16 protein-coding genes are annotated in these 21,851 nt (G+C 70.0%); 11 read left to right on the forward strand and 5 right to left on the reverse strand.

Annotated features, from left to right (window positions below):
* Positions 1–24: 24 nt before the first annotated feature.
* From GTZ93_RS14905 to GTZ93_RS14920, 4 genes are all read left to right on the forward strand, one after another.
* Positions 25–966: a vWA domain-containing protein gene (locus GTZ93_RS14905; protein WP_120577284.1), complete on the forward strand. Its 942-nt coding sequence runs from the start codon at positions 25–27 to the stop codon at positions 964–966.
* Positions 966–1,946: a vWA domain-containing protein gene (locus GTZ93_RS14910; RefSeq protein WP_139916728.1), complete on the forward strand. Its 981-nt coding sequence runs from the start codon at positions 966–968 to the stop codon at positions 1,944–1,946. The genes GTZ93_RS14905 and GTZ93_RS14910 overlap by 1 nt, the downstream gene beginning before the upstream one ends.
* A gap of 21 nt (positions 1,947–1,967) precedes the next feature.
* Positions 1,968–4,655, forward strand: a complete 2,688-nt coding sequence (locus GTZ93_RS14915; protein ID WP_139916730.1) for a heavy metal translocating P-type ATPase — start codon at positions 1,968–1,970, stop codon at positions 4,653–4,655.
* A 168-nt stretch (positions 4,656–4,823) separates the two neighbouring features.
* Complete coding sequence (locus GTZ93_RS14920; RefSeq protein ID WP_139916733.1) at positions 4,824–6,236, forward strand: L-serine ammonia-lyase; 1,413 nt, start codon at positions 4,824–4,826, stop codon at positions 6,234–6,236.
* Positions 6,237–6,257: 21 nt separating this feature from the next.
* On the opposite strand, the gene GTZ93_RS14925 is transcribed toward GTZ93_RS14920, so the two are convergent.
* Positions 6,258–9,083, reverse strand: a complete 2,826-nt coding sequence (locus GTZ93_RS14925; RefSeq protein WP_161662824.1) for a protein kinase domain-containing protein — start codon at positions 9,081–9,083, stop codon at positions 6,258–6,260.
* Positions 9,084–9,254: 171 nt separating this feature from the next.
* On the opposite strand from GTZ93_RS14925, the gene GTZ93_RS14930 reads away from it, so the two are divergent.
* Complete coding sequence (locus GTZ93_RS14930; RefSeq protein WP_121755671.1) at positions 9,255–10,247, forward strand: hypothetical protein; 993 nt, start codon at positions 9,255–9,257, stop codon at positions 10,245–10,247.
* Between the two features lie 187 nt (positions 10,248–10,434).
* Entirely contained in the window at positions 10,435–10,887 is a 453-nt protein-coding gene (locus tag GTZ93_RS14935; RefSeq protein WP_139918856.1) for a GNAT family N-acetyltransferase, read from the forward strand.
* Positions 10,888–11,118: 231 nt separating this feature from the next.
* Here the strand turns inward: GTZ93_RS14935 and GTZ93_RS14940 are convergent, their stop codons facing one another.
* Positions 11,119–12,570 (reverse strand): glycoside hydrolase family 6 protein, encoded by a 1,452-nt coding sequence (locus tag GTZ93_RS14940; protein WP_139918829.1) that lies wholly within the window; start codon positions 12,568–12,570, stop codon positions 11,119–11,121.
* A 136-nt stretch (positions 12,571–12,706) separates the two neighbouring features.
* Positions 12,707–13,672, reverse strand: a complete 966-nt coding sequence (locus GTZ93_RS14945; protein ID WP_120580577.1) for a YybH family protein — start codon at positions 13,670–13,672, stop codon at positions 12,707–12,709.
* 182 nt (positions 13,673–13,854) lie between these two features.
* Here GTZ93_RS14945 and GTZ93_RS14950 point away from each other — a divergent pair, with 182 nt between their 5' ends.
* On the forward strand, positions 13,855–16,305 hold the full coding sequence (locus GTZ93_RS14950) for an acylase (protein WP_139918831.1): 2,451 nt from the start codon (positions 13,855–13,857) through the stop codon (positions 16,303–16,305).
* 375 nt (positions 16,306–16,680) lie between these two features.
* Positions 16,681–17,415, forward strand: a complete 735-nt coding sequence (locus GTZ93_RS14955; protein WP_139918833.1) for a solute carrier organic anion transporter — start codon at positions 16,681–16,683, stop codon at positions 17,413–17,415.
* 12 nt (positions 17,416–17,427) lie between these two features.
* On the opposite strand, the gene GTZ93_RS14960 is transcribed toward GTZ93_RS14955, so the two are convergent.
* Together GTZ93_RS14960 and GTZ93_RS14965 are read right to left on the reverse strand one after the other, a co-directional pair.
* On the reverse strand, positions 17,428–18,015 hold the full coding sequence (locus GTZ93_RS14960; protein WP_139918835.1) for a regulatory protein RecX: 588 nt from the start codon (positions 18,013–18,015) through the stop codon (positions 17,428–17,430).
* A 107-nt stretch (positions 18,016–18,122) separates the two neighbouring features.
* Complete coding sequence (locus GTZ93_RS14965) at positions 18,123–19,028, reverse strand: AraC family transcriptional regulator (protein ID WP_139918837.1); 906 nt, start codon at positions 19,026–19,028, stop codon at positions 18,123–18,125.
* 100 nt (positions 19,029–19,128) lie between these two features.
* Here GTZ93_RS14965 and GTZ93_RS14970 point away from each other — a divergent pair, with 100 nt between their 5' ends.
* The 3 genes from GTZ93_RS14970 (at position 19,129) to GTZ93_RS14980 (ending at position 21,797) form a co-directional block, all read left to right on the forward strand.
* Entirely contained in the window at positions 19,129–19,887 is a 759-nt protein-coding gene (locus GTZ93_RS14970; RefSeq protein ID WP_139918839.1) for an SDR family oxidoreductase, read from the forward strand.
* 107 nt (positions 19,888–19,994) lie between these two features.
* A complete protein-coding gene (locus GTZ93_RS14975) occupies positions 19,995–20,420 on the forward strand; it encodes a YciI family protein (protein WP_139918841.1) in 426 nt (141 codons plus the stop codon).
* Between the two features lie 42 nt (positions 20,421–20,462).
* Positions 20,463–21,797, forward strand: coding sequence for a hypothetical protein (locus GTZ93_RS14980; RefSeq protein ID WP_139918842.1), 1,335 nt, complete (start codon positions 20,463–20,465; stop codon positions 21,795–21,797).
* Positions 21,798–21,851: the final 54 nt, after the last annotated feature.

Here is a 21,851-nt window from a genome sequence, read left to right on the forward strand (position 1 = left end):
TTTCAACCTCCAGAAAGGCAGACCATGGGACACGAGAAGCCGATCGAGCCGTTTTCGGACCTGCACCGCGAAGGAGACCGCGTGCGCGCGGTGCTGCTGCACGACCCCACGGTGGAGGGCCTGGACATGGCCATCTACATGGACGCTTCCGGCAGCATGCGCGAGGAGTACGCCTACAAGACGCAGCAGCGCACCTTCCTGGAGTGGCTGCGCGGCGCCCCGATGAAGGAGGCCTCCAACGACGTGGAGCCGCAGGTCCGGTGGATGCTGGAGTATCTGGCCACCAAGGACCGCAACGGTCTGCTCCGCGTGGCCTACTGGGCCTGTGGCACCAGCGGCCGCCAGGTGGAGCCCGTGGGTGAGCTCAAGGGCACCGACGTGAAGCAGTACAAGTTCCCCGGCGCGAAGCAGCTGGGCGGCTACACGTACCTGGAGCCCGCGCTGCGCGACTATGTGAAGTACCTGGAGGAGCAGGTGAAGGTGGGCGCCAAGCGCGGCTGCGCCATCATCGTCACCGACGGCCGCCTCCACGACGCCGAAGCGGTGGAGAAGTTCTCCGCGGAGGTGGCGAAGAAGATCGCCTCCGGGCGCCTGCCGCGCATCAACTTCGTGCTGGTGGGCGTGGGCGACGACATCGACGAGGAGCAGCTGGAGCACATCGCCCACGCGGAGTACCCGGGCGTGGGCCACCTCTGGTGCCACCGCATCGCGAAGGAGATCACCCAGGTCGCGGAGCTGGTCGCCGTGCTGGTGGACGAGACCATGACGGTCGCCGCCGGCGGCACCATCTACGACGACAAGGGCACCGTGCTGAAGACGTACGAGGGCCGCCTGCCCGCGGTGCTGGAGTTCGACGTGCCGGAGGAGGCCAAGAGCTTCACGCTGGAGGTGAACGGCCAGCGCTACACCCAGCCGCTCCCCGACGAAGAGCACCACGACGAGGACGAAGACGAGGACCACCACTGATGGCCGGCCACGAAGTCATCAACCGCCCCTTCTCCGACGTCCACCGGATGGGCAACAAGGTCGTCGCGACGCTGCTGCACGACCCCACCGTGGAGGGCCTGGACGTGGCCCTCTACATGGACGGCTCCGCGAGCATGGAGAACGCGTACGGGCCGCGCGGCATCCTGGCGAAGCTCGCCCCGGTGAAGAACCAGGTCGAGCCGCAGATGCAGTGGATGCTGGAGTACCTGGCCAACAAGGACCGGGACGGCAAGGTGCGCGTCACCTACTGGGCCTGCGGCGACGGCACCCAGCTGGAGATGGTGGGCGACCTCACGGGCCCGCAGGCCAAGGGCTACCGCTTCCCCGGGCCCAAGTCCTACGGCAAGGCCACGGTGATGCTGCCGGTGCTGCGCGACTTCGTGGCGCACATCAAGCAGCAGGTGGGCGAAGGCGCCAAGCGGGGCCTGGCCGTCATCATCACGGACTCGCAGATCAACGACGCCCATGACGTGACGGCCTACGCCACGCAGGTGGCCAAGGAGATCGCCTCCGGCCGCCTGCCGCGCATCAACTTCGTCTTCATGGGCGTGGGCGAGCACGTGGACGAGGAGCAGATGGAGGAGATCTCCCATACGACCTATCCGGGCGTGGGACACCTCTGGTGCCACCGCCACGCGGACCGCATGGAGGAGATGGCGGAGCTCGTGGCCGTGCTGGTGGACGAGACCATGACGGTCGCCGCCGGCGGCACCGTCTACGACGAGCAGGGCAATGTGCTGAAGACGTACGAGGGCCGCCTGCCCGCGGTGCTGGAGTTCGAGATTCCCCCGACGTGCAAGCGCTTCACGCTGGAGGTCGCCGGCCAGCGCTTCGACCAGCCCGTCCCCGAGGAGCACGAGGACGAGGACCACCACGACGAGGATGAGGAAGAAAAGCCCCAGGCGGCAACGCCTCCGGCCGCCGCGCCCTCGCACTCACGCCGCGGACACCGCCACTAGGGCGACAGGAAGACCCAAGCCATGTCGGAGCAGAAGAAGAGCGGTGCGCGGTTCGGCTCGTTGAACATCAAGGGCCTCAAGGAGGCGCAAGCAGGCGGAAACGCCGTGCAGCGCCACGTCCACGGCCCGGGGTGCAACCACGACCATGGCCATGAAGGCCACGGTCACGACCACGACGACGCGGACGGATTGACCCACGTCCACACTGCTTCCTGCTCCCATGGCCACGACCACGGGCATGACCACCACGGCCATGCCCACTCCCAGCGCGTCATCCGTCCGCCGGGCCACCGTCCGGCGGAAGGAGGCGGCTCGGCGCTCCAGTTGGATTTGGAAGGCACGCTGCCGGGAGAGACGGACGACCAGGGCCGCTTCGCGCGGCTGGAGGCGGCCCTGGAGTCGCAGCACGGCATCACCGACGTGCACCTGCGCCGCGACGCGGGACACGCGGAGGTGTGCATCCACTACGAGCCGTCGCTGGTGAGCGTCACCCAGTTGCTGAAGCTGGCTCGGAAGACAGGAGAGCAGGTGGCCGCGCGCTACCTGCATCACACCTGGTTCGTGCGCGGGATGGACTCCGCGGACGCGGCCCAGGTCATCGAGCACGCTGTCTCCAAGATGAAGGGCGTGCTCACCGCCAGCGTCGCGTACGCCAGCGAGCGCCTGGTCATCGAATACGACAAGGCGGAGTTGAAGCTCCCGGACGTGGAGGCCCGGGTGAAGTCGCTCGGGCACGGGCTGGAAGTGCCCATGGCGGGCCACGCCTGTTCGCACCACGCGCACGGTGGCGGACTTGCGCCGCTGCTGGAGCTGCCCCTGGTGGTCGTGTCCGGCGTGCTGCTGGCGGCGGGCTTCGTGGTGGACCACTTCGCGCTGGCCCCGCCGCTGGTGGCCACGGTGCTCTGGGCGCTGTCGATGGCGAGCGGCGGCTTCTTCGCCATCCGCGGCTCGGTGCAGTCCATCGCGCAGCTGCGCATCGACATCGAGACGATGATGGTGGTGGCGGCGCTGGGCGCGGCGGTGCTCGGCGCCTGGTTCGAGGGCGCGTTCCTGCTCTTCCTCTTCAGCGCGGGCCACGCGCTGGAGCACCGGGCCATGGAAAAGGCGCGCCGCTCCATTGAAGCGCTGGGCCAGCTGCGTCCGGAGGTGGCGCGCGTGCGCCGGGGCTCGGAGGTGGTGGAGGTGCCGGTGGCGGACGTGAAGCGCGGTGAGCGCATCGTCGTGCGCCCGGGCGACCGCGTCCCGCTGGATGGCGTCATCCTCGAAGGCAAGAGCTCCCTGGACCAGGCGGCCATCACCGGCGAGTCCATGCCGGTGGCGCGCAAGCCGGGCGACGAGGTGTTCTCCGGCACCATCAACTGCGAGGCGGCGCTGGAGGTGGAGGTGACGCGCCTGTCGTCGGAGTCCGTGCTGGCGCGCGTGGTGGACATGGTGGCGCAGGCGGAGGCGCAGAAGGGCAAGCGGCAGCGCTTCGCCCAGCGGCTGGAGCGCACCGTGGCGCCGCTCGTGATGGCGTCCGCGGTGGTGTTCCCGGTGGTGCTGGTGCTGCTGGGTACGCCGATGAAGGAAGCGGTGCTGCGCGCGGTGGGGCTGCTGGTGGCCGCGTCGCCGTGCGCGCTCGCCATCTCCACGCCGTCCGCCGTGCTCTCCGCGGTGGCGGCGGCCGCGCGCGGCGGCGTGCTCATCAAGGGCGGCATCTACCTGGAGCTCTTGAGCGGCATCCGCGCCATCGCCTTCGACAAGACGGGGACCCTCACCGTGGGCCGCCCCCGGCTGCTCACCACGTGGGCCGCGCCGGGCGTGACGCGCGAGGAGCTGCTGGGCACCGCCGCGAGCGTGGAGGCGCTGTCCGCGCACCCGCTGGCCAAGGCAGTGGTGGACGGCGCCGCCGAGGCTCGCGTCGCCGTGCCCGTGGGCCGCGACCTGGAGGCCATCCACGGCCAGGGCATCCGCGCGAAGGTGGGCGATGACGCGGTGGAGGTGGGCAGCACGGCCCTCTTCGCGGGCGAGGCGATTCCCGCGGAGGTCACCGCCGAGGTGGCGCGGCTGGAGGAGGCGGGCCAGACGACGATGGTGGTGCGCCGCGCGGGCCGCTACCTGGGCGTGCTGGGCGTTGCGGACACGCTGCGCGGCGGCGCCCGGCAGGTGGTGCAGGCGCTGAAGGCAGGCGGCATCGAGCACACGGTGATGCTGTCCGGCGACAACGCGCTCGTGGCCCGTTCCATCGCGCAGCAGGTGGGCCTGGACGAGGCGAAGGCGCCGCTGATGCCCGTGGACAAGGTGACGGCGGTGAAGGAGCTGGGCCGCACATACCCGGTGGCCATGGTGGGCGACGGCGTCAACGACGCGCCCGCGCTCGCCGCCGCCGCGGTGGGCGTGGCCATGGGCGGCGCCGGCAGCGACGCGGCGCTGGAGACGGCGGACGTGGTGCTGATGAGCGACGACCTGGCGAAGCTGCCCTTCGCGCTGGAGCTGTCCAAGCGCGCCACGGCGGTGATGAAGCAAAACCTGGTCATCGCGCTGGGTGTGAGCGCGGTGCTCGTCGTTGCCGCCGTGCTGGGCATCACGCGCATCAGCCAGGCCGTGGTGCTCCACGAGGGCAGCACGCTGCTCGTCGTCTTCAACGGCCTGCGCCTGCTCGCCTTCCGTCCGAAGACGCCCGCCTCGCCGCCCCAGCCCGCCACGGGCCCGCAGCCCGCCGCCGGTTAGCCCGCTCGCGTCATGCTTGGCATGGCAACTTCCCCTACGCCCGGAGGAGCGGGCGCACGCGGGACGTGTTGTCTTTCAGCCTGCATGACTTGAAGTGGATGCATGCAGCGCGTCGTGAGTGGGGTGTCACAGGCGGCGCGCGATGAACGTGGCATGGTGGGAAGCGCCATGCCTGTCAGCGTCTTCGACCTCTTCAAGATTGGAATTGGACCCTCCAGCTCGCACACGGTGGGGCCCATGCGCGCGGCCCGCACGTTCGTGGTGGGGCTGTCGGACGCGGGGCTCCTGGAGCGCGTGACGCGGCTCAAGGTGGAGCTGTTCGGCTCGCTGGGCGCGACGGGCAAGGGACACGGCAGCGACAAGGCGGTGTTGCTGGGCCTGCGCGGCGACACGCCCGAGGACGTGGACGTGGAGAAGGTGCCGGCCATCGTCGCGCACTGGCGCACGGAGGGGCGCGTGTCGCTGCTCCAGCGGCTGGTGCTCCCCTTCCGCGACGGCGAGCACCTGGTGATGCACAAGCGCAAGGTGCTGCCCTACCACCCCAACGGCATGCGCTTCACCGCGTTCAGCGAGGGCGGGGAGACGCTGGCCTGCCGCATCTACTACTCGGTGGGCGGCGGCTTCGTGGTGGACGAGCAGGCTGCGACGGGCGCGGATCCGCTGCGCGCGGAGAGCGCGTCGGTGCCGCTGCCTTTCAAGTCCGCGGAGGAGCTGCTCAAGCACTGCGAGCGGGAGAAGCAGCCCATCAGTACGGTGATGCTGCGCAACGAACTGACGTCGCGGAGCGAGGAGGACATCCGGGCGGGGCTCCTGCGCATCTGGACGGTGATGCAGGAGTGCGTGACGCGCGGGTACACCACGGGGGGCATCCTTCCCGGCGGGTTGAAGGTGGAGCGGCGCGCGGCGGCGATGTACCAGCGGCTCATCAGCCGGCCGGAGGCGGGGCTCACCAATCCGTTGACGGTGCTGGACTGGGTGAACCTGTACGCGCTCGCGGTGAACGAGGAGAACGCGGCGGGCGGGCGCGTCGTCACGGCGCCCACCAACGGCGCGGCGGGCATCATCCCGGCGGTGCTGCACTACTACTGGCGCTTCGTGCCGGGAGCGAACGCGGACGGCGTGGTGCGCTTCCTCCTCACGGCGGGGGCCATTGGCTCGCTCTACAAGGAGAACGCCTCCATCAGCGGCGCGGAGGTGGGCTGCCAGGGTGAGGTGGGCAGCGCGTGCTCCATGGCGGCGGGAGGGCTCGCGGAGGTGCTGGGCGGCACGCCGTTGCAGGTGGAGAACGCGGCGGAGATCGCCATGGAGCACAACCTGGGGCTCACCTGCGACCCGATTGGCGGACTGGTGCAGGTGCCCTGCATCGAGCGCAACGCGATGGCGTCCGTGAAGGCCATCAACGCCGTGCGCATGGCGCTGTCCGGTGACGGGAGGCACTTCGTCAGCCTGGACAAGGTCATCAAGACGATGCGCGACACCGGGCGCGACATGAAGGACAAGTACAAGGAGACCGCGCGCGGCGGCCTCGCGGTCAACGTCCTGGAGGTCGCGAACCTCAGCGTCGGCCTCCCGGAGTGCTGACGGCTCCGGTGGCTTGAAGCACTACCGCCTGCGCTTGCCACCGCGCCCGGCGGACACGGGCACCGCCTTCGCCTTCACCACCGGCGCGGGCCGAGCGGAGAGCCACGCCTCGACCTCCTTCGACTGCGCCGTGCGCCCCGCGGACCTGAAGCGCGCGAGCGCCTGTGACGCCGCGTCGCGCGCCTCCGACTCCTCGCCCTCTGTCCACAGCGCCTGCGCCAGCGCGAAGCCGGACTCGCCCAGCGAGTCCTCCTGCACGTCCTTGAAGGACAGCGCCTGCTTCAGCGAGGCAATCGCGTCGCGCGTGCGGCCCAGGCCCAGCTGCGCCTGCCCCACTCCGTCCAGCGAGTAGTAGACCAGCTCGTCCTCTGCCCCCAGCTTCGCCTCCTTCACCTTCAGCGCTTCCTCGTAGTCCCGCAGCGCGTCCGGGTAGCGCTTGAGCGCGAGCAGGCTCATGCCCTCCTCGTCCAGCGCCTCCGCCAGCTTCACGCTCTCGTTCCCCAGGAGCGTGCGATGCAGCGACACCGACACCCGCGCGTGCTCCAGCGCCCCGGTGAAGTCCCGCTGTTCGCGCAGCGCCATGGACAGCGCCTGATGCCGGCGCGCCGTGTCCAGGTGCACGGGGCCCACCGCCTTCTCCGTCTGGGCGAGCGCGTCCTTCAGCACCGTCACCGCCTGCGCGCTCTTGCCTGTCTCCAGCAGCGTGCGCCCCAGCGTGAACGCCACCCGCGCCCGCTTGGGGTGCCCCTCCGGCAGCGCCTTCGCCAGGAGCCCCGACGCCTGCTCCAGCAGCTTCAGCGCGTCGTCCGGGTGGTCCTGCATCAGCGCGAGGTTGGCCGCGTTCACCTTCAGGTCGCTCTCCAGCACCGCGTCGCCGCCCACGCGCTTGAGCGTCGCCTCGCCCAGCCGGCCCCAGCGCTGCGCGAGCGCGAACTGCTCCTGCTCGCCGTCCACATAGAGCAGCTTGTTCATCACCGACACCGCGAGCCGGTCCGCCCTGCCGGCCTCCGCGTCGTAGACGGCCTGCTCCAGCACCGCGCCGCCCGCGGCCTTGTCGCCCAGCACCGCCTGCGCCCAGCCCAGGTGGAACCTCAGCTCCGCCATCAACGGCAGGTAGCCCGTGGCCATGACGCGCGCTTCCGCGGCCTTCGCCATCTCCAGCGCCTTGGGCATCCGGCTCAGGTCCACGCGGGCCTTCACCTCCGCCAGCGTCCCCTCCAGTGCATCCAGCTCCACGCGCCTCGCGGGATCCGCGGGCCGGGGCTGCAGCTCCGTCAGCGACTCCACGTCCGCGCAGTCGCCCGGCGAGGGCAGCGCGTACGCCGCGTCCAGCGACTTGTCCACCAGCGCCACGTCCGCCGTCTGCAACGTGGCCACCAGCGCGCCCAGGTCCTTGCGCCGCCGCTCCAGGCACACGAAGCGCTGGGACAACAGCTCTTCCGTCTGCACCTCGCGCACGCGCGTGTCCTCGCACGCAGCCGTGTGCTGCTTCGCCCACTCCGCGCCGTAGCCGTCCAGCACCACGCCCACCCGGCGCGCCATGTCCTGCGCCACCGGGCTCTTCGTCGCGAGGAACGACTGCATCACCTTCTCGCGCGCGTCCGGTCCCCAGCGCTCCGCTACCAGGGCCGGCGCCCCCTCGCACACCTGGGAGCGCGACCACGCCACCCCGCCCGCCACGCCCAGCACCACCGTGGCCGCCACCGCCGCTCCCGCGCGGCGCTGGAGCAGGGCGCGCCGCTCACGCTGGCCCAGCACCGTCAGCAGCTCCGCCATGGAGCGGAACCGGTCGCGAGGCTCCAGCGACAGTCCCTTCATCAGCGCGCGACGCACCCACGCCGGCACCTTCGATTCGCGCGGCGGCTCCAGGATGGGCGACGGCGGCAGCACCTGCACCGCCGCGGCGCCCGTCACGCCGGGCTCGTCATCCGCGCCCCCCTGGGGCCGCAGCTGGGACGCCACCCGCGAAAGCTCGTCCGGGTCGAACGGGCGGATGCCATACAGCGCGCGGTACAGCGCCGCGCAGAAGCTGAATTGATCCGACCGCGAGTCCAGCAGCTCGCCCCGGAACTGCTCCGGGGACATGTACGCGGGCGTGCCCATCACCAGGCCCGCCTGCGTGAGCTGCGAGTTCAACGGCGAGTCGTCTCCCACCGGCCGCGTGCGCTCGCCGTCCTCGTCGTCGTCCTCCGCCTCGCCCATGGGCCGCGCCAGCCCGAAGTCCGTGACGTAGACGCGCCCGTCCTTGCCCACCAGCACGTTGGCCGGCTTGAAGTCCCTGTGCACCAGCCCCGCCGTATGCGCCGCCTCCAGGCCCCGCCCCGCCGCCAGGTACTTGTCCAACAGCTCCTGCCACGACCGGGGCTTCGCCTTCGTCCAGTCGCGCAGCGTGCCGCCGTCCACCAGCGCCATCGCCACGTAGACCTGGTGGTCCCACTGCCCCACCTCGAAGACGGGGATGACGTTGGGATGGGAGATGCGCGCCATGGCCTGCGCCTCGCGCAACAGCCGCGCCCGCCCCTGCTCCAGGTCCTCGTGGCCGCCCTTCACCCGCAGGAGCTTCAGCGCCACCTTGCGGTCCAGGTCGGGGTCATAGGCGGCGTACACCACCCCCATGCCCCCCTGCCCCAGCACCTTCAGCGGAACGAACCGGCCCACCTGACGCGAGGACAGCCGCTGCGACTCGCCGCCCCCCGCCCCACGCGAAGGCGCCGACGCCTCCGCCCCACCCCGCCCCGTCGCGGGCGCGCTGCCGCGACCCGTACCGTAAGTTTCTCGCGACGTCGAAACGCGCGGCGCGGAGCCGGGCGCGGAAGGCCCGTCGTCCCTGTCATGCCGGTTCGCCATGGGTCCAGTGTACCCCTCATTCCAGGATTCCATGGTTCTTCGGCCTGGCCGCCTGCCCGGTTGCGTCTGAAATCACGCGCTTCCCTCAAAAGCCGTGATCCGGAAGCAACCTCCAAAGTCCTGCGCGGATAATGCGGGAGGAAAAAGACCCAGACGCGACAGGAGACGTCGATGGCTCTCGGAATTGGCTCCAAGCTCGATTCGGTCATGGCCCGCATCCGCCAGGCCGCGGAGCAGGCCCGCGCTGACATGGCGGCGGCCGCCCAGTCCGTGAAGGAGCCCCTGCCGGACGCTCCGGACGCCAAGGCGCTCAACCCCGCGGAAGGCCGCTACCTGGACTCCTTCGAGGAGGAGCGCGCCCAGAAGATGGGCATGCCGTCCCTGGCCGCCCCCCCGCCTCCGGGCACGGATCCGGCCGCCAGCGCCATCCCCACCAACGAAGCGACGCAGGCCCAGAAGGAGCAGGGCTGGAACGCGCCGCAGACGACCGTGGCGCAGACGAGCAAGAAGGGCTGCGCGGAGGCCACCCTCACCTACCTGGAGCAGTCCAGCGCCGAAGAGGCGGCCCCGCTGACGCAGCAGGAGGCCCGCGAGAAGGTCCGCAACAAGGCGGACACGATGACCACGTCCGTGAAGGACCGCGTGGACGTGAACCTGGATGACGGCGCGACCGCCGACGAGATGGGCGCCATGCTGGGCAGCATGGGCATCAAGGTCACCAACGGCTTCGACGAGTGCAACACGGACGCGCTGAGCGGCGCGCTGAAGAACGGGCAGATGGCCCTGGCGCTGGTGGACTCCAACGCCCTGCTCAACACGACGCTGGCGGACGGCGAGAAGGGCCCGGACAGCGGCGAGCTGCACTGGCTCACCATCGACGGCGTGAACCCGGGCAAGAGCAAGAGCACGGACGACGACCTCTACCGCGTGCGCGACCCCGTCAACGGCGCCTACTGGGTGAAGGCCAGCGACCTGAAGAAGAGCATCTCCCAGGCGCAGGAGCAGCACGGCAGCGGCGGCGTGATGACCGTCCAGAAGGACGGCACCGCGAAGACGACCGAGCAGCGCGAGGCCCTGGCCCAAGCCAACCTGGAGCGCACCCAGCCCCTGGGCAAGGGCAACGGCGGAGCCAGCCGGCGCCTGAGCGTGGGCGAGTCCAGCTAACCTGCTTCAGGGAGGTCCGTTAAGGCTGTGTCCGCGGGACGCAGGCCGGTTCCCAGCCGAGGTGTGCGTCGTCGGCTGGCTACATCCAAGACGGGAGCGGTGGCGCGGGGCACGGCAGCTTCGACCCCGGCGTGGGACGCGGGCTAGAGTCGGCTCGTCACTCGGCTCGCGGAGACCGGCTCTCTTGGTGATCCTACGCAACGTTACAGATGAAGACCTCCCGCTCTTCTTCGAGCACCAACGGGACGCAGTCGCGCTGCGCATGGCCGCATTCCCGTCGCGGGAACGCGATGCCTTCCTGACCCACTGGCGCACGAAGGTTCTCCGCCCCGAGAACGTGACCCGCACCATCGTCGTTGGCGGCCTGGTCGCTGGGTACATCGGCAGTTGGGAACAGGACGGCAAGCGCCTCATCGCCTATTGGATGGGTCGCGAGCACTGGGGCAAGGGCATCACGACACGGGCGCTCTCGGAGTTCCTCGTGCTTGAGCCGATTCGTCCGCTCCATGCGTGGGTCGCGGTCCACAACGTCGGGTCGATCCGCGTCCTCGAGAAGTGTGGCTTCCGCACGGTGGCCCAGGAGAGCCCGCAGCACGCGGACGGAGTTGCCGAGGTACTCATGACGCTGGGTCCGACCTGAAGGGGGGTAGAGCCCCCTGCATCTCCCGGCTTCACCCAACGCCTTCCCCAGCCTCGCGCCGGGGAAGGCGTTTTCACGTCGTGAGGACTACAGGGGCTCGCCCACCACCAGCCGTCCACGACGTTCCGGCCCGCAGGCCGTGCCGCCCACCAGCACGCCAACCACCAGGCTCCGCAGCCATCGTGGATTCCGAGTCATGTCGTCAGTCCTTTCGAAAGGCGTGCGTGAGGCTCAGGTGCCGTCGATGAGGCGGTTCGCCAGGTCCGGGCTGAACTGTCCGGCGGGCGTGCCCGGGGCGATGCCGCACTGGCCATCCGAGTCCCCCGGCGTCTTCACCCACAGGAGCATCTCCGCGCCGCCGCCCGTCTGGGACGTCACGCCCAGCTTGCGGCCACCGGGGTTGCACCACTCGCCGTTGGAGCCGTTGCCGTTGCGGCTGGTGTCGATGGTGTACTGCCGCGTGTAGCCGTAGCGGCTGTTCAGCGCGGCGTTCACCGCGTTGCCGTACGTGGTGGACTGAGCGGTCGGGAAGAAGTTGGAGACGTTGAGGGAGAAGCCGCGCACGTTGCGCACGCCCGCGGACTCCAGACGCTGCGCCATGGTGTCGGCGGCGATCCAGCTCGCGTTGCCGCCGTCCAGGTACGTCCAGGTGTTGGGCGCGCGGTCGCGCAGCTGCTCGGAGGCGTAGCGAATGAGGCCCAGTCGCGTGGTGCGCTCCGCGTCGTTGGGGAGGCAGTCGAGCTGCGCGACTGCGTCCGGCTCCACGATGACTACCGCCGGCCGGTTGCCGATGGCCGTCGCGAAGGCGGAGATCCAGGTGCGGTACGCGTCCGCGCTGCCCGCACCACCGCCGGAGTGGCTGCCGCAGTCGCGGCCGGGGATGTTGTAGGCCACCAGCACGGGCAGCTTGTCCGCCGTGTCCGCCGCGGCCACGAAGTTGGACACATCCTGGGCGATGTTGCCGTTCCAGTTGCCGAACCAGCGAGCCATCGGCTTCGAGGCGATGGACGCGTTGATGCGCGACGCGCGGCCGTCTCCACTGTTGTTGCGCGCCCACACCGCGGGGTTGGAGTTGGGGTCCACGTAGAAGCCGCTGGTCATCGCCACCGGGCCGGAGCCGGTACCGCTCTCGGTGGTGAGCGAGATGTCATCCAGCCGCACGGTGACGGCGTTGGCGCGGCCGCCCAGTTGGAACGTCACCTGCCCCTGGCCGGACGAGAACGAGGACGTGAAGGGAAAGGAGAACCGGCGCGACGTGCCATCCAGCGTAAAGGTCCGCGTGAGCGTGGCCGTGTACGGCGCCACCTCCTGCTGCACGGTCGCTTGCGCGGTGATGGTCGCCGTGGCGGTGGCGGTGAACGCCAGCGTGTACGTCTTCCCGGCGGTGAGCGTCAGGCCACTCTGTCCCACGATGGCGTCCCACGGGTTCGCCGTGTTCGCAGCCACGTCCACGCGCCACCTGCCGCTCTCCACATACGACTGCGTGCTGGCGTTGTTCCACCACGGCGCCACCGTGCCGGAGTTGAAGGTGCCGTTGGTGAGCAGTTCGGTGAGCGCGGCCTCCTGAGCGGTGAGTGCTGGAGCTTCAGGAGTGACGGGCTCCGCAGGGCCACCACAGGCCGCGAGCGCGAACAGCGGAACGAACGACAGCGACAACCGACGCACGGAACGAGGGGTACGCATGAAGGGGAACTCCTCACCACGGGGGAGCTCCCTTCTTGCGGCGCGTCAGTCTGGAATACAAGGCTAAACGGCTATTTCAGCTATTGACGGAATGTTGCTGAAACATTCACGCCGAGGGGCCAATCACGGCGATGTGTCACGGCCCCTGCGGGCCGGGGCTGGAGTTGCCGCCGTCGGTGACGTAGCGCCACTGGCCGTCGGCCTGCCGGCGCCAGACGGTGAGGTACTTCACGTGGTCCACCTCCGGCTGGCCCTTCTCGTCCTTGCCCGTGGCGATGGCACGGCCCACCGTGTACGCGAGGTCGCCGGAGCCCGCCGCGTCTCCCAGCACCGGCTCCCAGCGCAGGTCGATGGCCTCCAGCGTGAACGGCGCGTACGCCTTCGCGATGGCGTCATGGCCGAAGATGCCGGCGGATCCGAGCGGCATCACCACGTCCTCCGCGGCGTAGGCGGCGAAGGCCTTGCCCATGCCCTCGGACGTGGACATGGCGGAGAACGCGCGGTCCGCGGCCTTCGCCTCCTCCAGCGCCTGCGCGGGCGCAAGCGCGCGCGGCTCCGGCGCCGGCAGCGTGGACGAAGGCGTGAAGCCCGCGGGCGCCGTCATCGCCGTCTTGGCGGCGTTGAGCACCGCCACCGCCACGCGCCACTGCCCGTCCGGCTGGCGCTTCCACGCGGTGATGTAGCGAGAGGACGGCCGCACCGACGTGCCTCCCGACTCCACGGACACGTTGCCCACCGAGTACCCCAGCGTCCCGTCCGCGCTGACGTCCCAGCGCACGGGCGCCCAGCGCACCTTGCCCTCCGCCTCCAGCGGATGCGCGGCCAGCCACGCGCGGATGGCCTCCTTGCCCTTCGGCGCGTACGTGCCGTCCACCAGCAGCACCGCGTCGTCCGCGACGAAGTCCGCGAACGCCTGCGCCGAACCGGCCTTCTCCGCCGCGTCCGACATGGCCTGGTCCGCCGCCCTCAAGCCCGCGCGCAAATCCTCCAGCGACTGCCGCGCCGTCCCGACCTCCGCGCCCTGCCCGGAGGCCTTCGCCCCACCACACCCCAGGGTCCCCAACGCCGCGACGACGAGCGCGCCCGCGAACATCCGTTTCATGTGCTGGTTTCCTTTCGTGAAACACCGGGCCCGCGCGCCATGACCGGCACCCCGGGCTCCCGTCCGCGAGCCATACACGTAAACACGGAATTCCGCTCGCCTCGCGGCCCGGCGCGATCCAGGAGTGATGCGTTTCTACAATTAGAAGGGAATTTCTCCTCGCCGTGAAAGGAATCCCTCGAATGACTGGACGTAACGGAAGGACCGGCGGCGCCCGGCTGCTGCCGCTGACGGCGCTGCTGCTGGCCACCGGATGTGAGCCGCGCACCGCGACGCCTCCGGCGCCGGAAGGCTCCACGGCGGAGATGAAGCTGGGAGCGGGCAGCCTCTCCGCCACCGTGCGTAGGACGGCGCACGGCATTCCCCACGTGCTGGCGGACGACTTCGCGGGCGTGGGCTACGGCTACGGCTACGCGTTCGCGCAGGACAACTTCTGTGCGCTGATGGACGCGCTGGTGACGGTGAACGCCGAGCGCTCGCGCTACTTCGGGCCGGACGGCACGTACCTGGCCGCGCTGGGCAGCCAGTACAACAACCTGAAGAGCGACTTCTTCTACCAGGCCATCAACGACGACGGCACGGTGGAGGCGCTGCTGGCGAAGCCGCCGCCCCTGGGTCCGTCCCAGGACGCGCGCGAGCTGGTGCGCGGCTACACCGCGGGCCTCAACCGCTACCTGGCGGAGACCGGCGTGGACGGGCTGACGGATCCGCGCTGCAAGGGCGCGGCCTGGGTGCGCCCCATCACCGAGCGCGACCTGTACCGGCGCTACTACCAGCTCAGCCTCTTCGCCAGCTCGCTCTTCTTCCTGGACGCGCTGGTGGACGCGAAGCCCCCGTCCCTCCTGCCGGACGGAACGCTGCCCCTGCCGTTGCCCGCGCCCGCCACGCTGGACCGCAAGGTGTTCCCCAGCTCCGAGACGCTGGGCCTGGGCAGCAACGCCTTCGGCCTGGGCAGCCAGGCCACGCGCAACGGCAAGGGCATGCTGCTGGCCAACCCGCACTTCCCCTGGGAAGGCTCGGAGCGTTTCTACGAGGCCCACCTCACGGTGCCGGGCAAGCTCAACGTCTCCGGCGTGAGCCTGCTGGGCGTGCCCGCCATCCTCATCGGCCATAACGAGACGCTGGCCTGGAGCCACACTGTCTCCACCGCGTACCGCTTCACCCCCTTCGAGCTGAAGCTCATCCCGGGCTTCCCCACGAAGTACCTGTACGACGGCCAGATTCGCGACATGACCACCCGCACCGTCACGGTGCAGGCGAAGGCGGCGGACGGCTCGCTCACGCCGCGGCAGCACACCTTCTACCGTTCGCACCTGGGCCCGATGATGGAGTACCCGTCCGGCCTGATGACGTGGAACGGCCTCACCGGCTACGCGTTCCATGACGCCAACGCCTCCAACCTGCGCCTGCTGGACGCCTTCTTCGCCATGGACCGCGCGGCCAACGTGGAGGAGCTGCACACGGCGCAGGCCACCTGGCAGGGCATCCCGTGGGTGAACACCATCGCCACGGACGCGCAGGGCCGCGCGTACTACGCGGACATGAGCGTGGTGCCGCACGTCACCGACGCGAAGCTCTTGCGCTGCGTGCTGTCCCCCATCCCGCTGCTGGTGCTCGCGAGCGCGGGGCTGCCGGTGCTGGACGGCTCGCGCTCCGACTGCGCGCTGGGCAGCGACGCGGACGCGGTGGAGCCGGGCATCTTCGGCCCGGGCAGCCTGCCGCGCCTCACCCGCGCTGACTACGTCACCAACTCCAATGACAGCTACTGGCTGCCCAACCCCGCCCAGCCGCTCACCGGCTTCCCGCGCATCCTGGGCGGTGAGAAGAACGTGCGCAGCCTGCGCACGCGCCTGGGCCTGAAGATGGTGCAGGGCCGCATCGCGGGCACGGACGGACTGGCGGGCCAGGGCTTCACGCTGGAACAGCTCCAGACGGTGATGTTCAACAACCGCAACTACTCCGGCGAGCTGCTGCGCGACGCCGCGGTGTCGCTGTGCCGCCGCACGCCCTTCGTGCTGATGCCGGACCTCTCCTTCGAGGACCTGCGCCCCGCCTGCCCCGTGCTGGCCGCGTGGGACTTGAAGGGCGACCTGGACAGCCGGGGCGAGCTGCTCTGGCGCGTGTTCCTCTTCACCGCGGTGGGCGCCACCGGCGGGCCGTACCTGGTGCCCTTCAACGCGAACGACCCCGTCAACACGCCGCGCACGCTCAACACCCTGAACCCGCAGGTGGCCCAGGCGCTGGGCACCGCCATCCGCACGCTGCGCGAGCGCGGCATCCCGCTGGATGCGACGACGGGCTCCGTGCAGGGCAAGCGCAAGAACGGCGTCTTCTACCCGGTGCACGGCTGCGCCCACGACGAGGGCTGCTTCAACCAGATCGCCAACCAGCTCCTGCCGGACGGCACGTATGAGCCCGTCCTGGGCTCCAGCTTCGTCATGGCCGTGTCCTTCACGGACGCGGGCCCCGTGGCGAAGTCCGTGCTCACCTACTCCCAGTCCACCAACCCGGCCTCGCCCTGGTACGCGGACCAGACGGCGATGTTCTCCCAGAAGCAGTGGGTGGACCGTCGCTACACGGAGGCGGAGATCGCCGCGGACCCGGCGCTGACCGTCACGCACCTCCAGGAGTAGTCAAAGCCGCCAGACAGCAGGGCTTCGCGGCCCGGTGTCCTTCCACCACGCGGGAAGGGCGCCGGGCCGCTGTGTTTTCGGGGCGAGCGAGCGTGGCCAGGGTGGCCAGCGCCACGTGAAGAATGCTCGCGCCGGAAAGTAGCAATGCCATCACAAATCCGCAGCGCTCAGTGCATTCCCAGGCGCTCCGTGCGGACTGAAAACGCGTCTGTTCAACGCACTTTCCGAGGTCTCAAGAATCCCGAATTGGTGCACTTGATAAGGATTGTCAGGCCAATCCCTGGAAGGCAGAGTTCACTACGGGTGAAACAGGAATTTCCCTTCAGGCGGCGCACTCCCGCGCCCCTTTCCGGGATTCCCACCCGAGGAGACCCCGTGAAGATGCTTCGTTGGAGTACAGCGGCGCTGGCGCTGTTCGTCGTGGGTTGCGGGAACGTGGAAGAGGCCACGCTGGAGCCAGAGGCGATGGCGACGCAGGAGGCGGGACTCCGGGCCTGTTCGACGTCGCTCGACTGCGTGTCGGGCTGTAACTGCAGTGGCGGGCTGTGCGCTCCGGCCATCGGCCCGACGCCGCCCGCGGGCTACTGCGACCAGGCGCCCGTGCGCGCCTGCACCACGGGTTCGGACTGCGCATCCGGCTGCAACTGCGTGGGCAACGTCTGCGTCGATAGCGGATTCAGCCCGCCCGCCAACTGCCTGCTCGCGCCTCCGGATTCGTACGAGAGCGACAACACGCACACCACCGCGTCCTCGTACATGGGCACGCCGCAGCTCAACCACTCCTTCCACCGCCAGAACGACGTGGACTGGGTGCTGGTGGCCACGCCCATCAACCAGGTGATGACGGTGGAGACCTACAACCTGCGCAACGGTCCGTGGATGAGCATCGACATCTACGCGTACAACTACGCCACTCGCACGCTGGGCACGCTCGTGGGCAGCACGTCGAGCACCATTTGCGCGCCAATCACCCCGTCCTGCCTCATCTACCGCGCGACGGCGAACGTCGTGGCGAATGGCGTCTACGCGGTGAAGATCACCGACACGCGCGGCCAGCCGGCGGGTGACGACTACACGCCCACCGCGAAGTACGACCTGAAGATGTACTGAGCTCCAGCGCCTTCAGTCGCGGGGCGGCAGGTCTTCCGCCGTCCCGTCGATGACGCGCTTCGCGATGGCGAAGGAGAAGCCCGCGCGGGCGAGCGCCGCCAGGTCCTTCTTGCGGTTCGCCTCGCGAGTGCTCGGGTCGCGCCGGAAGGGGCCCAGCCGCTTCTTGCGCGCCCAGATGCGGGCGGCGGCGTCCTCGGGCACGTCCTGGGTGGCCTCCGCCAGCTTCTCCTGCACCAGCTCCGGCGCCACGCCCTTCATGCGCAGCTTCTGGGTGATGACGCGCGCGCTGCGGCCGGACGCGCGCAGCGAGTGCACGCGCGTCTCCGCGTAGGTCCGGTCATTGATGAGGCCGTTGCGGATGAGCTTCTCCGCCAGCGCGTCCACCCAGCCCACGGCCTCCGTGCGTTCCCCGCCGTGGAACTTCACGGAGCGGTCCACCCGGCGCATCAGCACGCGCTTGAGCTGGCTCACCGTGGCCGCGTACCGCTTGAGGTAGTGCAGCGCCGCGTTCTCCAGATAGCGCGGCGAGACCTTCCGGGGCGGCTTCGGCTTGCGAGGTTCCCGGCGGCGGTCCGGGTCCCTGTCGGTGGGATCATCCATGGCGGGACAGCTCTACCACCGGGGTCCGACTCGCGGGGGTGCGTCCGCCGCCCCTCCGGGTGGGCCGCCCGGGGCCCGGCTACCCGGCTGGCCTCCGCGAAGGCTTGTCACGATGCCGCCTGCTCCCGCGCGTAATGCGTGGGCGGCAGTCCGACGTGGCGGGTGAAGGCCACGCTGAAGGTGCTCGCGGAGCTGTAGCCGACCTGCTCCGCGACCTCGGCGACGGTGACCTCCTGCTTGCGCCGCAGCAGGTCCTTCGCCAGGGCCATGCGCCAGCCGAGCAGGTACTCCATGGGGGCCACGCCCATCGCGCGGTTGAAGCGCTCGAAGAACGCGGAACGGGACAGCGCGGCCTCCTTCGCCAGCTGCGCCACGGTCCACGCCTGGGTCGGGCGCTCGTGCATCCGGCGGATGGCGACGGCCAGGCGCTCGTCGGAGAGCCCTCGCAAGAGGCCCGGTGACGCCGCGATGCCCGCCGTGGAGCGGAGCGCTTCGATGAGCAGCACCTCCATGAGGCGGGCGAGGATGACCTCGCGCGCGGGCCGCCGTTCGCGCGACTCGTCCCGCAGGAGTTCCACGAGGGCGGTGAGCCGCTGCTCGCCGCGAACGTGCACGAACTGGGGGAGGAGCGAAACGAGCAGGCTCGCGTCCGGAGAGGCGAAGGCGCAGTACCCCACCAGCATCCGGACATCGGGCGGACCGTGGTGGATGCCGTTCCTGATTTCACCATCGGGCAACACGATGCGAGGCGTCTCGTGCTTGCCCTTCGGCGGCTCGATGCTCGACGTCGTGAAGTCGAACGCCGCGGGAATCAGGACGAAGTCGCCCTTCTCGAGGATGACCGGCTCGCGTCCATCCACCGCGAGGCGGCTCCGCCCCATGAGGACCGCGCAGTAGAAGGGCCTCCCATTCTCCGCGCGCCGGACCCGCCACCGGCCCGCGCCACTGACGAGCTTCGAGAACGGGGCGCCCGGCTGGAGCAGCGTGACCACTTCCGCCAGGGGATCGACCATGACCGGACTCCTGCGAATGAAATCTGGACTCCCTGTTGTAGCAGGTCCGGATGGCGGTCCGTATACCTGTCACCGAAGCCACACCTGCCCAGGAGACGCCATGAAGACGATTCTGATCACCGGATGCTCGTCCGGATTCGGCCTCGACACCGCCCGCTACTTCCTCGAGCACGGCTGGAAGGTCATCGCCACGATGCGCAAGCCGCGCGAGGACGTGCTGCCCCGCTCCGAGCACCTGCGCGTGCTCCCGCTCGACGTCACCCAGCCCCAGAGCATCCGCGAGTTGGTGGAGGCCACCGGCCCCATCGACGTGCTGGTCAACAACGCGGGCGTCGGCCTGATGGGCGTCTTCGAAGGCACCTCCATGGAGACGGTCCGCAACACCTTCGAAACGAACGCGTTCGGGGTCATGGCCCTGACCCAGGCGTTCCTGCCTCACTTCAGGCAGCAGCAGTCGGGGGTCATCGTGAACGTCTCCTCGGGCACGACGTTCAAGCCGCTCCCGCTGCTCGCCGTGTACACCGCGAGCAAGGCGGCGCTCAACGCGTTCACCGAGTCGCTCGCGCTGGAGCTCCAGCCCTTCGGCGTGCGGGTGAGCCTGGTGATTCCGGGTCGCTCGCCAGAGACGCCCTTCGCCCAGAATGCCCAGGCCCGAGGGCGGGATCAGGGCGTCTCCGTCCCGGAGGCGTACGCCGGCTTCGTGCGAAGCATCTTCGAGCAGAGGACGGCGCATGCCTCGGGGCCGGTCACCCGGTCGCAGGACGTGGTGGACGCCATCTGGAGCGCGGTGAACGACCCATCGAGCCCCGTGCGTCTGCCCGCGGGCGCGGACGCCGTGGAGATGGCCCGGTCGAACTGAGACCGGGGTTGTGCGTCAAGCGCACCGGCTCGTGAGATATCCGTGTCGATCCGCCGCACGGCCGTTCGTCGTGCGGATGGAGCCACACCCACCCCCCAGGAGCCCCCATGCGCTTCATGCTCATCCCCCGCCCCTCCACCCTTGAGCCCACGCACTCGGACGCGCCCTTCGACGAGGCCGTCTTCATCGCGCAGATGAAATACAACGAGGAGATGCACAGGGCCGGCGTGCTCGTCGCCTCGGAAGGCCTCAGCCCCTCCCCGGGCGCGCACGTCGTCTTCAAGGACGGCAAGTCCAGCGTGAAGGATGGCCCCTACGCGGAGACGAAGGAGCTCATCGGCGGCTTCTACGTGCTGGAGGTGAAGTCGAAGGAAGAGGCCATCGAGTGGGCCCGCCGCTATCCGGGCGGCATGGGCAACGACGACGTGATGGAGGTCCGCCCCCTCACCGGCGCCGGAGACATCCCGCCGGAGCTGGTGACGCTCATCGAGAAGGTGGCCCCCACCTGGAGCCAGACCTTCAAGGAGTCCTGACCCATCCGTGACGTGGGCGGCTCCGGGACTAGAGTTCGCGCCATGACCTCCGCCACCCCGTCCCTGGCCTCGTCCGCCCCGCCCGCGCGGACGTGGGTCCACCGTGCGCTGAGGCTCTTTGTTCCGGTGGTGGGGATCCTCGGGCTGTTGTCGCTGGTCACCTACTACCGGATGCACCCGGACCTTCCGTTCATCCGGTCGGACGGTTACGGCTACCACCTCTACCTCACGGCCGCCTTCGTCCAGCACGACCTGTCCTTCCGCACCGAGGCCGCCGAGTGGGGCGCGGACCTGAACGACAACGTGGGTCTCACGCGGGACGAGACCACCGGCCGCTACCTGAACCGCTTCCCTCCGGGTCAGGCCCTGCTGATGCTGCCCGCCTTCCTGGCCGCGCACTTCAGCGCGCCGCTGCTGGGGTTCCGTCAGGACGGCTTCTCGCTGCCCTACCATTTCGCGGCGGCGCTCAACGGACTGTGCGCGCTGCTCATCGGGCTGACGCTGCTGCGCAGGGCCCTGGAAGCGCTCTTCCCCGCGGCGGTGGTGCTGGCGACCCTGACCGTCGTCACCTTCGGAACCAACCTGTTCCACTACGGCACCGCGGACGCCATCTTCAGCCACGTCTATTCCTTCGCCCTCTACTCCGCGCTGCTCCTCCTGGTGCCCGCGTGGTACCGGGCGCCCACGGTGCGCACGTCGCTGCTGCTGGGCGCGGTGGCGGGCTCCATCGTGCTGGTGCGTACCCCCAACGCGCTGGCGCTCGTCCTGGTGCCGATGTACGGCGTCTATGACGGCGTGACGCAGCGGGCGCGGCTGGCGTTCCTCTGGAAGCACAAGGGCGGCGTCGCGCTGGTGCTGCTGGCGATGGGCGCGGTGCTGAGCATCCTGTTCTTCTACTGGCACTACGCCACCGGCAGCTGGGTGACGTACTCCTACCGGGGCTTTGGCTTCGAGTTCACCCGACCCCAGCTCCTCGCCGTCCTCTTCAGCCTCCGCAAGGGGCTCTTCTTCTGGACGCCGGTGTGGCTCTTCGCGGTGGTGGGCTTCGCGCGGGACCGGGAGCACCTGCGCGACTACCTGATGCCGGTGCTGCTCTTCTCCCTCTTCCAGCTCTACCTCACGGCCGCCTGGTGGCACTGGCCCTACGGCCTGAGCTTCGGCCACCGCGCCTTCACCGAGGGCAGCGCCTTCTTCGCGCTGGGCCTCGCGGGCTTCCTCGCGCACCTGGAGCGCCCCGCGCTCCGCAAGGCCGTGGGCGCGGTGCTGGCGTTGCTCGTCGCGTACGAGCTCTTCCTGATGGTGCGCTACTGGCAGGGCCGGCTGCCGGGAGACCGGACCACGTGGGCCCAGTACCGGAGCCTCTTCACGCTCCCGTAGGCAGCCTCCCCGCCCGCCCTGCATGGGAGGAGGAGGCCCACCGGACCCTCCCCG

It is taken from the genome of Corallococcus exiguus (genome assembly GCF_009909105.1).
In the GTDB taxonomy this organism is placed as follows: Bacteria; Myxococcota; Myxococcia; order Myxococcales; family Myxococcaceae; genus Corallococcus; species Corallococcus exiguus.